The 14020-nt window shown below is 43.7% G+C and carries 11 protein-coding genes; 7 read left to right on the forward strand and 4 right to left on the reverse strand.

Annotation, left to right across the window (positions count from 1 at the left end):
• Positions 1-11: 11 nt before the first annotated feature.
• The 4 genes from nagA to asnB all read left to right on the forward strand — a co-directional run bounded on the left by nagA (position 12) and on the right by asnB (position 5931).
• On the forward strand, positions 12-1148 hold the full coding sequence (nagA, locus tag R7H07_RS21475; protein WP_065274257.1) for an N-acetylglucosamine-6-phosphate deacetylase: 1137 nt from the start codon (positions 12-14) through the stop codon (positions 1146-1148).
• A 2-nt stretch (positions 1149-1150) separates the two neighbouring features.
• The gene (gene nagC / locus R7H07_RS21480) at positions 1151-2365 is read left to right on the forward strand and encodes a DNA-binding transcriptional regulator NagC (RefSeq protein WP_053307520.1); all 1215 of its coding nucleotides are present in this window, start codon (positions 1151-1153) and stop codon (positions 2363-2365) included.
• Between the two features lie 81 nt (positions 2366-2446).
• Positions 2447-4036: a cation:proton antiporter family protein gene (locus R7H07_RS21485; RefSeq protein ID WP_005384981.1), complete on the forward strand. Its 1590-nt coding sequence runs from the start codon at positions 2447-2449 to the stop codon at positions 4034-4036.
• A 230-nt stretch (positions 4037-4266) separates the two neighbouring features.
• Positions 4267-5931: an asparagine synthase B gene (gene asnB / locus R7H07_RS21490; protein WP_005384979.1), complete on the forward strand. Its 1665-nt coding sequence runs from the start codon at positions 4267-4269 to the stop codon at positions 5929-5931.
• A gap of 115 nt (positions 5932-6046) precedes the next feature.
• Here asnB and rfaH read toward each other — a convergent pair whose 3' ends face one another.
• Positions 6047-6547 carry a transcription/translation regulatory transformer protein RfaH gene (rfaH, locus tag R7H07_RS21495; protein WP_005382098.1) on the reverse strand — a complete coding sequence of 167 codons (501 nt, stop codon included), beginning with the start codon at positions 6545-6547 and terminating at the stop codon, positions 6047-6049.
• Positions 6548-6880: 333 nt separating this feature from the next.
• On the opposite strand from rfaH, the gene R7H07_RS21500 reads away from it, so the two are divergent.
• Entirely contained in the window at positions 6881-8269 is a 1389-nt protein-coding gene (locus tag R7H07_RS21500) for a peptide MFS transporter (RefSeq protein WP_005382097.1), read from the forward strand.
• 49 nt (positions 8270-8318) lie between these two features.
• Here R7H07_RS21500 and hemH read toward each other — a convergent pair whose 3' ends face one another.
• The 3 genes from hemH to htpG form a co-directional block, all read right to left on the reverse strand.
• The gene (hemH, locus tag R7H07_RS21505; protein ID WP_064353706.1) at positions 8319-9281 is read right to left on the reverse strand and encodes a ferrochelatase; all 963 of its coding nucleotides are present in this window, start codon (positions 9279-9281) and stop codon (positions 8319-8321) included.
• 166 nt (positions 9282-9447) lie between these two features.
• A complete protein-coding gene (gene adk, locus R7H07_RS21510) occupies positions 9448-10092 on the reverse strand; it encodes an adenylate kinase (RefSeq protein ID WP_005382094.1) in 645 nt (214 codons plus the stop codon).
• Between the two features lie 320 nt (positions 10093-10412).
• Positions 10413-12317, reverse strand: coding sequence for a molecular chaperone HtpG (gene htpG / locus R7H07_RS21515; RefSeq protein ID WP_053303298.1), 1905 nt, complete (start codon positions 12315-12317; stop codon positions 10413-10415).
• A gap of 271 nt (positions 12318-12588) precedes the next feature.
• Between htpG and R7H07_RS21520 the strand changes: the two genes are divergently transcribed.
• Together R7H07_RS21520 and toxS are read left to right on the forward strand one after the other, a co-directional pair.
• The gene (locus R7H07_RS21520; RefSeq protein WP_206959852.1) at positions 12589-13467 is read left to right on the forward strand and encodes a transcriptional regulator; all 879 of its coding nucleotides are present in this window, start codon (positions 12589-12591) and stop codon (positions 13465-13467) included.
• An 11-nt stretch (positions 13468-13478) separates the two neighbouring features.
• Positions 13479-13994, forward strand: a complete 516-nt coding sequence (gene toxS, locus R7H07_RS21525; protein WP_005382091.1) for a transmembrane regulator ToxS — start codon at positions 13479-13481, stop codon at positions 13992-13994.
• Positions 13995-14020: the final 26 nt, after the last annotated feature.

Raw genomic sequence — 14020 nt, forward strand, 5'->3', positions numbered from 1 at the left:
ACTAGCTGACTATGTACGCGCTAAGTAACTGTAAAATTTATACCGGTAGTGATGTTCTTACCGATCATGCGGTCATCATCGAAAACGATCTTATTCAATCTATTGTGCCGGTTTCTGAGCTACCTCAAAGCATCGAAGTAAAAGACCTTACAGGCGCTAATCTAAGCCCAGGCTTTATCGATCTGCAGTTGAACGGTTGTGGCGGTGTAATGCTAAACGATGCAATTACCCCTGAAACAATGCAAATCATGCACCAGGCAAACCTCAAATCTGGCTGTACTAGCTTCCTGCCAACACTCATTACGTCATCTGATGAAGATATGCGAACTGCAATTGCTGCAGCTCGTGAGTACCACAACAAGTATCAAAATCAATCGCTTGGTTTACACCTCGAAGGTCCTTACCTTAACGTCGCGAAAAAAGGCATCCATAACGTAGATTTTATTCGCCCTTCAGACGAAAGCATGATCGACCTTATCTGCGCAAACGCCGATATCGTAGCGAAAGTAACACTAGCACCTGAGCATAACGACCCAGAGCATATTGCGCGATTAAAGGCTGCTGGCATCGTAGTTTCAATTGGCCACACAAATGCAACCTACGCCGAAGCACGTAAAAGCTTTGAAGCAGGCATTACTTTTGCTACACACCTCTTTAATGCAATGACACCAATGGTTGGTCGTGAACCAGGAGTTGTTGGTGCAATTTACGATACTCCTGACGTATATGCTGGCATTATTGCTGATGGTTTTCACGTCGACTACGCAAACATCCGAATTGCTCATAAAATCAAAGGTGAAAAGCTTGTTTTGGTGACGGATGCCACAGCTCCAGCAGGTGCTAACATTGATCACTTTATTTTTGTCGGTAAGAAAGTATATTACCGAGATGGTAAGTGTGTTGATGAAAATGGCACGCTAGGCGGCTCAGCTTTGACAATGATTGAAGCAGTTCAGAATTCAGTTGAGCACGCGGGGATCGCTTTAGACGAAGCTCTACGAATGGCCACGTTATACCCAGCAACAGCAATTGGTGTTGAGGATCGCCTTGGCCGAGTTCGAAAAGGGATGGTTGCAAACCTGACTATTTTCGATCGTGACTTTAAAGTAAAAGCGACGGTTGTTAACGGACAATACGAGCAAAATTAAGCATGAATGGCGGACAGATTGGTAATGTAGATTTAGTAAAACAGCTTAACAGCGCTGCGGTATATAGGCTGATTGATCAGCAAGGTCCTATCTCCCGTATTCAAGTCGCGGACGTGAGTCAGCTCGCGCCTGCTAGTGTTACCAAAATAACCCGCCAACTTTTAGAGCGCGGCCTTATTAAGGAGGTCGCCCAACAAGCTTCAACTGGTGGTCGTCGTGCGATCTCTTTGACTACTGAAGTCAAACCTTTTCATTCGATTGCCGTTCGCTTAGGTCGAGATTACGTACAGTTCAGTTTATACGATTTAGGTGGTACCGCGCTGGCAGAAGATCAGCATGAACTGCACTACACTAACCAAGCAGACTTAATCGCAGGACTCATCGATTTATTAAAAGATTTCGTAAGCCGTTGCGAAGACAAAATTGATCAACTCATCGCTATCGGCATCACTTTACCGGGCCTTGTTAACCCAACAACTGGCGTGGTCGAATACATGCCTAATACCGATATCGATAATCTTGCTCTCGGTGAAATTGTTGGAGAGAAGTTTAATACAGCATGCTTTGTTGGCAACGACGTACGTGGCATGGCGTTGGCTGAGCACTACTTTGGAGCAAGCCAAGACTGCCAGGATTCTATTTTGGTTAGCGTCCACCGCGGTACTGGCGCAGGTATTATCGTTAACGGCCAGGTTTTTCTTGGTTTTAACCGCAACGTCGGTGAAATTGGTCATATCCAAATTGACCCGCTTGGTGAGCAATGCCAATGTGGAAACTTTGGCTGTTTAGAAACCGTAGCTGCAAACCCAGCGATTATTCAACGAGTGAAGCAACTGATTACTCAAGGATACGAATCAAGCTTAACCGACCTTGAAAACATCACAATTGAAGCGGTATGTCAGCACGCAATGAATGGTGATGAACTTGCGAAACAGAGTTTAGTGCGAGTGGGCAACCAGCTAGGTAAAGCGATTGCGATTACGGTTAACTTATTTAATCCACAGAAAATTGTAATTGCTGGCGATATTACTGCAGCACAAGATATTCTTTTCCCTGCAATTCAACGCAACGTAGAGAATCAATCTCTTAAAACTTTCCATAACGACCTCCCTATCGTGGCTTCTCACATTGATAAGCAGCCAACGATGGGCGCATTTGCGATGATTAAACGCGCTATGCTGAACGGAGTTTTGTTACAAAAGTTACTGGAAGACTAAGTTTATACAACCAATTGAGTTACAATCTCGGGCTGTGTTTTCACAGCCCGTTTTTGTATATCAGGAATACAGCTTAACAGTATGGAAATTATTCTAATTACAGCCGCTTTTTTAGCTGGTTTTATTGCGCTTAAATGCAGCCTCCCTCCCCTCGTTGGTTTTCTACTAGCTGGATTTGGCTTGCATGCATTTGGTTACCAAAGCAATGACGTTATCGTCACTCTCGCAGATCTTGGTGTTACTCTTCTTCTGTTTACTATTGGACTCAAACTCGATGTAAAAACCCTGCTGTCCAAAGAAATATGGGGAGGGGCAACCGCCCACAACATACTCTCTACCGCTTTTTTTGCCCTAGCGTTATCCGGCTTAAAACTACTGGGCTTGACTTCGCTAGCCAGTATGGACGGCAGCCAAATCCTGCTTTTAGCTTTTGCACTATCGTTCTCTAGTACCGTTTTTGCCGTAAAAGCATTGCAAGAAAAAGGCGAAATGAACGCGACCTACGGCACACTCGCGATCGGTATCTTGGTTATGCAAGATATTTTTGCCGTAGTATTCCTGACTGCTTCAACCGGAAAAGTCCCAGAATGGTATGCCATCGGTTTGTTCGCACTGCCTTTCCTTCGTCCCCTATTCTATAAGCTGCTCGATAAAGTTGGCCACGGCGAAATGCTGGTGCTATTCGGTATTTTCTTCGCGCTTGTTGTCGGTGCTGGGCTATTCGAGTTGGTCGGGATGAAACCAGACTTGGGCGCGCTAATTTTAGGCATGCTACTCGCAGGTCACCCAAAAGCCTCAGAACTATCCAAGTCATTATTCAATATGAAGGAGCTCTTTTTAGTCTGCTTCTTTTTAAACATTGGTTTATCCGCCTCATTGAGCGTGAATGGCGTCGTTCTCGCCCTGCTATTTATCTTACTGCTACCAATCAAAGGACTCTTGTACTTCGTCACTATTAATCATTTTAAGTTTCGAGTACGTACCTCTTTGCTCGCCTCTTTATCACTATTTAACTACAGTGAGTTTGGTCTTATTGTTGCAGGGTTGGCCTATAAAATGGGCTGGATGCCAAGTGATATGCTTGCTGCGATTGCGGTTGCGGTGTCGGTATCCTTTGTAATTTCCGCGCCACTTAACCGCCTTAGCCATAAAATTTATCAACATTCAGGTAAGTGGCTGCAAGAGACAGCGGTAGAAAAGCTCAATCAACGCGACCAACTCATCAACCCAGGTCATGCCCAAGTATTGATCTTAGGTATGGGGCGTATTGGGACGGGCGCTTATGATGAGCTACGCTCACGCTATGGCAAAATTTCATTGGGTATAGAAATTCGTGAAGACGCTGCACATCATCATCGTTCAGAAGGAAGAAATGTTATTTCTGGTGATGCCACCGACCCGGATTTCTGGGAGCGAATTTTAGATACAGGTCATGTAAAACTGGTTCTGCTTGCAATGCCACATCATCAAGGTAACCAAACAGCACTTGAGCAGCTTAAACGCAGAAAATATAAGGGGCAAATTGCCGCTATCGCCGAATACCCAGATCAATTGGAAGGCTTACTTGAAAATGGCGTTGACGCAGCATTCAATATTTATAGTGAAGCTGGTAGCGGTTTTGCTCGACACGTCTGTAAACAACTTCAGCCTAAATTCACACCAATTAAATAAGCAACAGCACTGATATTTTTCGGAAGGCTTTCTATTGATAGAAAGCCTTTTTTGTATAGTTTTTATACCAAACCTTGATCTCATTCACCAAAACAACGGTTTAGTTAAATATTTTCCATACAACAAGGCCTTTTGTCATTTTTTTAATCACAAAACGTTGCTTTTTTTATTAGTAATGGCAAATTTAAACCATACCGATTAGAAATTGTTTAGTTTAGTAAGGATGTAGTATGTGTTCAGTATTTGGCATTTTAGACATTAAAAGCGATGCAGCCGCATTGCGCCCTATCGCATTAGAGATGTCGAAAAAACTTCGTCACCGTGGCCCAGACTGGTCTGGGATTTACTCTTCAGAGCGTGCTATTTTAGCGCACGAGCGCTTGGCGATTGTTGGTCTAAATAGTGGTGCACAGCCGCTATACAGCCCTGATAAGAAGCTCATCCTTGCCGTCAATGGTGAAATCTACAACCATAAAGAAATTCGTGCTCGTTACGAAGGAAAGTACGAATTTCAAACCGATTCAGACTGTGAAGTCATTCTTGCACTTTACCAAGATATGGGGGCAGATCTCCTTGAAGAACTAAACGGTATTTTCGCTTTTGTTCTCTACGACGAAGAAAAAGATGAGTATTTAGTCGGCCGTGACCATATTGGTATTATCCCTCTTTATCAAGGTCACGATGAGCATGGTAACTACTATGTGGCATCAGAGATGAAGGCTCTTGTTCCAGTATGTAAAACAGTAAGTGAATTCCCTCCTGGTAGCTACTACAGCTCTAAAGATACTGAGCCAACACGTTACTATGTTCGTGACTGGAACGAGTACGCAGCAGTACAAGGTAACAGCACTAGCAAAGAAGAATTGACTGAAGCGCTAGAAGCGGCTGTTAAACGCCAACTAATGACTGACGTGCCTTACGGTGTACTTCTTTCAGGCGGTCTAGATTCTTCTATTACATCTGCGGTAGCAAAACGCTTTGCAGCGATGCGTATTGAAGATGATGAAAAGTCTGAAGCTTGGTGGCCTCAACTGCACTCTTTTGCTGTTGGCCTAGAAGGCGCGCCTGACCTGAAAGCCGCTCGCGAAGTTGCCGACCAAATTGGTACCGTTCACCACGAAATGACGTACACGATTCAAGAAGGTTTGGACGCGATTCGTGACGTGATTTACCACATTGAAACGTATGACGTGACGACTATCCGCGCATCAACACCTATGTTCTTAATGGGTCGTAAGATCAAAGCGATGGGTATCAAGATGGTATTGTCTGGTGAGGGCGCTGACGAAATCTTTGGTGGCTACCTTTACTTCCACAAGGCGCCAAACGCGAAAGAGTTCCACGAGGAGACAGTGCGTAAACTGCTTGCTCTGAACATGTTCGACTGTGCTCGTGCTAACAAGTCGCTGGCAGCATGGGGAGTTGAAGGACGCGTACCTTTCCTAGATAAAGAGTTCATAGATGTAGCAATGCGCTTGAACCCAGCAGACAAGATGTGTGGCAACGGTAAAATGGAGAAACACATCCTTCGTGAGTGCTTCGAGCACTACCTGCCAGAATCGATCGCATGGCGTCAAAAAGAGCAATTCTCTGATGGCGTTGGCTACAGCTGGATCGATACGCTGAAAGAAGTCGCGGAACAGAAAGTGACAGACCAGCAGATGGAAACAGCTCAATATCGATTCCCATACAACACGCCAACGACAAAAGAAGGCTACGTGTACCGTGAAATCTTTGAAGAGTTATTCCCACTTCCATCAGCAGCAGAGTGTGTACCAGGAGGCCCTTCAGTAGCGTGTTCTTCAGCGAAGGCGATTGAATGGGATGAATCGTTCCAAAACTGTGTTGACCCATCAGGTCGTGCAGTACAGACCGTTCACAACGACTCATACTAATTCTCTACGATAAAGATAAGGGTCGGTTCGTCCAACCCTTTTAAAACAGACAGAAAATTAGATACGATCAAAAAGAGGTGCTTTTGCACCTCTTTTTATGTTTGATGGAATTAGGCTATTTTAAATCTAAATCACTATTGTCTATGCTGACAGGCACACGCTTGGTGATCATCTGAACTAGCATAATTGAGCGTTTCTCACCATCTTGTTCTTGGAAGATGGCATCTATGCCCGCAAATTGACCGCTTTTAACTCTAATTTGATCGCCTGGTTTTGGCATACATTCAGAAACGGTATTGTCATTACAACACTTTTCTAGCTGCATCAATTCGAAGACCAAGTCACCTTGAACTTCTTTCGGTTGAGCACCAAAACGCACAAAGTCAACAACACCTCGAGTAGAGCGGACTGAGGTGAAGTTTGGCCCTTGCTCATAATCAAAGTAAGCGAATACGTAACAAGGAAACAGCGGTTCCTCGACTTTTTGTCTTTTACCGCGCAAAATCTTCTCAACTTCTACAGTTGGATAAAAGCACTCTACACCTTGATTTTCAAGGTGTTGTTTCGCCCTAACCTGCTCCCCACGTTTACAATAAAGTAGATACCAACGTTTCATCTTTTTACTAGCCAATTCTATTTTGTTTTTATCCTAGCATTAAGCCAAAGTTGAGTCATTGATATTCAGTTTATCTATAAAAGTATGATTATACATCGCTCGCATTAACGACATTTTTCAGCAACTTACGATAAAGAAGTCCATAGGCAAAAATGGAAATTAAGTTTGTAACACAACCAATACACCATCATATAATCTGCAAATCCAATCAAAAACAGCCACTTAACAAACAAAAATAGTTGAATGGCAAAATTTTATTATTTGTCACTCGTTGAATTGCATTGTATACGTAGAAGTCGTTAAAAAATGTAATAACTATTATTAGAAGAGCTTATGTCAAACCAACATCAATATTTTGGTCATCCGCGTGGCCTGTTCTTATTGTTCGGTACAGAACTGTGGGAACGCTTTTCTTACTACGCAATGCGTGCCATTCTCGTGCTTTACCTTACTGATACAACAATGAATGGCGGCCTTGGCTGGTCAACCAAAGACGCATTAGACCTATACGGCATATACACAGGGCTTGTGTATATCACGCCTCTTATCGGTGGTTACCTAGCAGATAACTATTTAGGTCAACGTCGCTCAATTTTGCTTGGTGGCGCGTTAATGGCCATCGGCCAGTTTACTCTTGCACTTCCTGCTGATGCTTTAGGTATTGGTTCGCTACACAGTTTCTATTTAGGTCTTGGCCTACTTATCACTGGTAACGGTCTCTTTAAGCCAAATATCTCAACCATGGTTGGCGACCTTTATCAAGAAGGTGACAACCGTCGTGACGGCGCATTCACTATCTTTTATATGGGTATCAACTTAGGTGCATTACTTGCCGGCGTCGTTTCTGGCTCTGTGACAACCTCTTACGGTTGGAAAGCTGGCTTTGTTGCCGCTGGTGTGGGTATGCTGGTTAGCCTAGTGATGCAAATGGTACTGGCTCAATCATGGCTTGGTGATATTGGTCGCGAACCAGCGGCGAAACGAGATCTAAACAACAAAAACGCCACCACGAAGCAGCCACTCACCAAAGAAGAAGTGAATCGACTAAAAGTAATTCTGGTCATGAGCTTATTCACTATTGTCTTCTGGGCAGGCTTTGAACAAGCTGGTGGTCTGATGAACATCTACACTCAACAATATACTGATCGCATGATTGGTGGTTTCGAAGTTCCTGCTGCGTGGTTCCAATCACTAAACCCATTTTTCATTATTACTCTAGCGCCAGTTCTGGCTGTCCTTTGGGTAAAATTGGGTAAACGTGAACCTACTTCGCCAGTGAAATTTGCGATGGCACTATTTTTCTTGGCGATTGGTTTCCTTTGTATGGTTGGCGCAGTGCTAGAACAAGGTGGAGATACAACAGTAAAAACATCGATGTTATGGTTGGTCGGCGCTTTCTTCTTCCACACATTAGGCGAGCTGTGTTTATCACCAATTGGTCTTTCATTGGTGACTAAATTAGCACCGCTTCGCTTAGCTTCACTTATGATGGGTGCATGGTTTGGCTGTAATGCGATTGCTAACTATGTTGCGGGCTATGTGGGTTCTCACGTAGGCGAGTTAGGCGCTATGGCTATCTTTAGTGGTATTGCGGTCAGCGCAACCGTAAGTGGCGTAATTTTGCTCCTATTCTCTAATACACTCGTTCGCTGGATGCATGGCGCTGAAAATACGCACAGCACGGCAGAGCAAGTAGAAGAGCAGCAAGTACAAGTTGCTTGATCGCTCAACTAAACGTAGAAAGGGTCGCTATTGCGACCCTTTTTTGTATCTAAAGTTTAGATTGAACTAACTCAACCATCATCTCGATATGAAGTTCACTATCGTTCAAACAAGGGATGTAGGTAAAGTTTTCACCACCTGCTTCAAGGAAAATCTCTTTACACTCTTCCGAGATCTCTTCCAACGTCTCTAAACAATCTGAAGAAAATGCAGGGGTCACAACATTAATATTTTTCACACCCTTTGCAGGAAGTGCCTCTAGGGTCTTATCGGTATAAGGTTGAAGCCACTCTTCTCTCCCAAATCGGGACTGATACGTCATGCCAATTTGTTGTTCGCTTAAACCTAACGCTTTCCCAAGCAAGCGAGTCGTCTCTTCACAATGCTGTGGGTAAACATCACCATTGTCAGCATAGCGTTTTGGAATACCATGATAAGAACACAGCAGGTAATCTCCCTGGCCATTCTTTTGCCAATGTTCACGAACTGAATGCGCTAACGCTTCAATATATTTCGGGTGATTGTAATAATCACGAATAAAGCTAAAGCCTGGCATCACCGGCAGGTTTTTAAATGCTTTAGTGATTCCGTCAGAAACCGCTGCCGTTGTTGTGCCCGAGTATTGCGGATACAAAGGTAAAACAATGACTTCATCAACGCCTTGCGCCAATAGGGCTTCAAAGCCTGATTGTAAACTTGGGTTACCATACGTCATACCAAGCTCTACAGGTATATCAAGCTTTTGTGCTAACTTTTCAGTTTGGCGTTTAGAGTACACCATCAACGGCGAGCCCTCTTCCATCCATACTGATTGATAGAGTTTGGCAACTTTAGGAGCTCGGATAGGAAGGATAACGCCGTGCAATAGTGGACACCAAAGCCATCGAGTCATGTCTACCACTCGGTGATCATGAAGAAACTGACTTAAAAAGCGCTTTACGGCAGGAGCGGTTGGTGCGTCAGGAGTTCCCAGGTTAACTAGGAGTACACCCTGTTTATTATTCTCTTTCATAACATCCTATTCATGGTAAACGGCTTGGTTCATATATTTAAGTAACCTCGAAGTAACGAATAGCCGAGCTGAAGTTAATTAGATATATGTTTACGAGTAAACTAAAAAAGCGACCACTTGGGCCGCTTTCAATATATCAAAATATTAAATTTTTGACTTCAGCAAATTAAGATAGTGCTTTCTCGATATCCGCACTAACTTCAGCTACTTGCTTAGTACCATCAAACTTAAGGTACTTAGTCTTGCCTGCTTCAGCTTCTTTGCCGTAGTAGTTGATTAGCGGCGCAGTTTGCTCGTGGTAAACACCTAGACGAGCACGTACTGTTTCTTCTTTGTCGTCATCACGAACAACAAGATCTTCACCAGTTACATCATCTTTACCTTCCACTTTAGGCGGGTTGTAAACCACGTGGTAAGTACGACCAGAAGGAAGGTGAGCACGACGACCAGCCATACGCTCAACAATTACATCGTCTGCAACGTCAAATTCGATAACGTAGTCTACGTCTACGCCCATTTCTTTTAGGCCGTCAGCTTGAGGGATAGTACGTGGGAAACCATCTAGTAGGAAACCGTTTGCACAGTCTTCTTGAGCGATACGCTCTTTGATAAGACCAAGGATGATTTCATCAGAAACTAGCTGACCAGCGTCAATAACAGCTTTAGCTTGTTTACCAAGCTCTGTACCTGCTTTGATAGCAGCACGAAGCATATCACCAGTAGAGATTTGTGGAATACCGTATTTTTCCATGATGAAGTTTGCTTGTGTGCCTTTACCTGCACCTGGAGCACCTAGAAGAATGATGCGCATGATTTATCCTCTTTAATATTTAAGATTTATACCGAAGCTCACAATAGCTGACCTCTTAGACATCAAACCTGAGAAGCACCTGCAACGATAAGTTTCGGTATAACGTATATAGGCGAGCAAAAATACACGCCTTATTACTCACATTCAAGTCGCAGATTCTATCACAGGTTCTCTGAGCAAAGAGTGTATTAAGACTAAAGAATGTTAACAGTACCCTCTTTCACGCCCTATTGATTATTAACTCAGCACTTGAGATGCAAAATTTTGCGACAACAAACAAAAAGCTCGCGAAATGCGAGCTTTTTGATTTGCAGAGGTTATTACACCTTAGTCAAAAGTTGATTAACGGCTCCTAAGAACTCTGTTGGATCCTCAATAGAGCCTCGCTCCGCTAGCATTGCCTGACCAAGCAGAACTTCAACCCAGCGACCAAACGCTTCTTCATCGGCTTCGTCAGCCATACGCTTAACCAATTTGTGCTCAGGGTTTAGCTCAAAGATGTATTTCACTTCCGGCACAGCTTGACCAGCTGCCGCAAGAAGCTTCGCCATTTGAGTACCCATTTCGTAATCGTCCGTTACCACAACAGCAGGCGTAGATGCGAGTTTGAAGGTCGTACGAACTTCTTTCACACGATCGCCTAGGTAAGACTTCGTGCGCTCTACAACCGACTTGAACTCTTCTTCGGTTTCTTTTTGCTTCTCTTTTTCTGCTTCATCTTCAAACTGACTTAGATCAAGCCCAGCTTTAGTGATTGACTGGAACTGTTTACCATCAAACTCAGTTAAGTAGTTCATCAGCCACTCATCAATGCGGTCGTACATCAAAATAACTTCAATGCCTTTCGCTTTGAACTGTTCTAAGTGAGGGCTGTTTTTCGCAGCTGCATAGCTGTCTGCCGTCAAGTAGTAGATCTTATCTTGACCTTCTTTCATGCGCTCAACGTAAGACGCCAAGCCCACAGTTTGCTCTGAAGAGTCCACTTCAGTTGAAGCAAAGCGCAATAAACCTGCAACTTTCTCTTTGTTTGCAAAGTCCTCCGCAGGGCCCTCTTTCATCACAAGACCAAACTCTTTCCAGAATGATTGGTATTTCTCTTCGTCATTCTTGGCCATACGCTCGAGCATCGTTAGCACGCGCTTAGTACAAGCATTACGTAGAGACTGAGTCACTTTATTGTCTTGTAAGATCTCACGCGATACGTTTAGCGGTAAATCGTTTGAGTCTATTAAACCACGTACGAAGCGTAAGTATGACGGCATAAATTGCTCTGCATCGTCCATAATGAATACGCGCTGTACGTACAGTTTCAAGCCTGATTTGTGGTCGCGGTTCATCATATCCCAAGGTGCTTTCGATGGGATGTATAGTAAGCTCGTGTAGTCGTTTTTACCTTCTACACGGTTATGACTCCAGACCAATGGATCGGCAAAGTCATGTGATACGTGCTTGTAGAACTCTTGATACTCTTCTTCTGAAATATCAGATTTGTTACGCGTCCACAGTGCTTGGGCTTTGTTGATTTGCTCCCACTTTTTCTCATCTGTTTCCTTGCCTTCGTCATCACGAACGACAGTTTGGATTGAAACAGGAATGCCGATGTGATCAGAGTACTTACTGATAACGTCACGTAGACGCCACTCATTCAAAAACTCTTTACCCTCTTCACGCATATGAAGAATGATGTCGGTACCACGTGACTCTTTGGTAATGTTTTCGATGGTGTACTCACCTTCACCCGCTGAGTGCCATTGTACCGCTTCATCAGCGGCTAGACCCGCAGCGCGAGTGCGCACGGTAACGGCGTCAGCAACGATAAATGCCGAGTAGAAACCAACACCAAACTGACCAATAAGCTGAGAGTCTTTGCTCTGCTCTTCAGATAGCTTTGAGAAAAACTCGGCTGTTCCAGATTTTGCGATTGTTCCTAAGTGCTCAATCACATCATCACGGCTCATACCGATACCGTTATCAGAAATGGTTAAGGTATTTGCGCTTTCATCAAACGACAGTTTCACGCAAAGGTCTGCATTACCTTCGTATAGATCTGGGTTAGATAACGCCTGAAAGCGCAGTTTGTCTGATGCATCTGATGCGTTAGAGATCAGCTCGCGCAAAAAGATCTCTTTATTTGAATAAAGAGAATGGATCATTAAATGCAGTAGTTGTTTTACTTCTGATTGAAAACCACGAGTTTCTTTATTTTGAGATACGGTTTCGCTCATGTGTGCTCCATAACATCTAAACTAATTGGCTTTTTCATAGGGACAAGTTTGTGACTTTCCCCTTGAAATCACCTTACCGAGATGTCATTTAACATGTGGCTGACAAATGTAAATTCAAGGTCAATATTGCTAAAAACGGTGTTTTTTTAGAAAATTTTAATTATCCTACCCGTCTAAAAGCATCTAAAATGTCGTGCGCACTCCAAGCGCCCCGGTAATTTTGTGACATAAATCACCATAATTACAACATCATCCATCTAAGAAGAACTAAATGACTAACATTGGCACCAAATTTCTACTTGCTCAAAGGTTCACCTTTGATCCAAATAGTAATTCGCTCGCTGACCAACAAAACGGCAACGACGTTGTACGATTAGGAAGCAACGAAAGCCGTATACTTCTGATGTTGGCAGAGAGACCAAACGAAGTTTTAACCCGTAACGAGCTTCACGAGTTTGTTTGGCGTGAGCAAGGTTTTGAGGTGGATGACTCAAGCCTGACTCAAGCGATTTCTACTCTGCGTAAGATGTTGAAGGATTCAACAAAATCTCCAGAGTTTGTTAAAACGGTACCTAAACGTGGCTACCAACTCATTTGTTCAGTGGAACGCTTGAGCCCATTTTCTACTGACTCTAACACTGACGTTGAAGAAACCGCTTCTGAACACGAAGCGCCAGCAGTGGAGTTAGAAGCGAGCGATACACCACCAACAGAGATAGTGACCGATACTACTGCTGATCTTGAGCCTCAAGTAGAGCCGACTAAAACTCAGCCGAAGCCAGCATCTAACACGATTAACTGGCTACCGCGTATCATTATCTTTTTGTCTCTGCTGCTTCCTGTTTGCGTATTGTTATTCACGAACCCAGCGGAATCCCAATTCCGTCAGATTGGTGAGTATCAAAATGTACCGGTGATGACACCTGTAAATCACCCTCAAATCAACAACTGGTTGCCCTCAATAGAGCAATGCATTGAGCGCTACGTGAAGCACCATGCAGAAGACTCGTTGCCAGTGGAAGTGATTGCCACTGGCGGACAAAATAACCAGCTGATTCTGAACTACATTCATGACAGTAACCACTCTTACGAGAACGTAACACTGCGTATTTTCGCAGGTCAAAACGATCCAACAGACATCTGCAAATAAAGGAGGCCAATATGAAGATTAAATTAGCATCTGCGGTTTTGGCCGTATCCGTTCTTTTCAGTAGTTGGTTGTATTGGGGAAGTGACCTAAAAGTGGAGCAGCTCCTCACAGCAAACGAATGGCAGTCGACCATGGTGACAGTCATTACAGACAGCTTGCCTGACGATACTGTCGGCCCACTACGCCGAGTTAATGTTGAATCAAACGTGAAATATCTCCCTAATGGTGACTATATTCGCGTAGCAAATATAAAACTATTCGCTCAAGGTTCAACCGCAGAATCAACGATAAATATCTCGGAAAAAGGCCGCTGGGAAGTAAGTGACAACTATTTGTTGGTCTCGCCTTCGGAGTTTAAAGATATTTCATCTTCTCAATCAAAAGACTTTTCCGAAGCACAGCTACGTTTGATTACTCAAATTTTTAAGCTAGATGCGGAGCAAAGTCGTCGTATTGACGTCGTGAACGAAAAAACACTCTTGCTCACTAGCTTGAACCACGGTTCTTCGGTACTGTTTAAAAACTAATTTTGATTGGATGATAAGGGGGCAAG

This window comes from Vibrio sp. Vb1127 (assembly GCF_033338735.1).
Lineage (GTDB): Bacteria > Pseudomonadota > Gammaproteobacteria > Enterobacterales > Vibrionaceae > Vibrio > Vibrio alginolyticus.

What these genes read in the sequence shown, in the direction of transcription:
- nagA (WP_065274257.1), top strand. Translation starts at nt 12, where the DNA reads ATGTACGCGCTAAGTAACTGTAAAATTTATACCGGTAGTGATGTTCTT.
- nagC (WP_053307520.1), top strand. Translation starts at nt 1,151, where the DNA reads ATGAATGGCGGACAGATTGGTAATGTAGATTTAGTAAAACAGCTTAAC.
- hemH (WP_064353706.1), bottom strand. Translation starts at nt 9,281, where the DNA reads ATGAAAGAGAATAATAAACAGGGTGTACTCCTAGTTAACCTGGGAACT.
- R7H07_RS21485 (WP_005384981.1), top strand. Translation starts at nt 2,447, where the DNA reads ATGGAAATTATTCTAATTACAGCCGCTTTTTTAGCTGGTTTTATTGCG.
- R7H07_RS21500 (WP_005382097.1), top strand. Translation starts at nt 6,881, where the DNA reads ATGTCAAACCAACATCAATATTTTGGTCATCCGCGTGGCCTGTTCTTA.
- asnB (WP_005384979.1), top strand. Translation starts at nt 4,267, where the DNA reads ATGTGTTCAGTATTTGGCATTTTAGACATTAAAAGCGATGCAGCCGCA.
- htpG (WP_053303298.1), bottom strand. Translation starts at nt 12,317, where the DNA reads ATGAGCGAAACCGTATCTCAAAATAAAGAAACTCGTGGTTTTCAATCA.
- R7H07_RS21520 (WP_206959852.1), top strand. Translation starts at nt 12,589, where the DNA reads ATGACTAACATTGGCACCAAATTTCTACTTGCTCAAAGGTTCACCTTT.
- adk (WP_005382094.1), bottom strand. Translation starts at nt 10,092, where the DNA reads ATGCGCATCATTCTTCTAGGTGCTCCAGGTGCAGGTAAAGGCACACAA.
- toxS (WP_005382091.1), top strand. Translation starts at nt 13,479, where the DNA reads ATGAAGATTAAATTAGCATCTGCGGTTTTGGCCGTATCCGTTCTTTTC.
- rfaH (WP_005382098.1), bottom strand. Translation starts at nt 6,547, where the DNA reads ATGAAACGTTGGTATCTACTTTATTGTAAACGTGGGGAGCAGGTTAGG.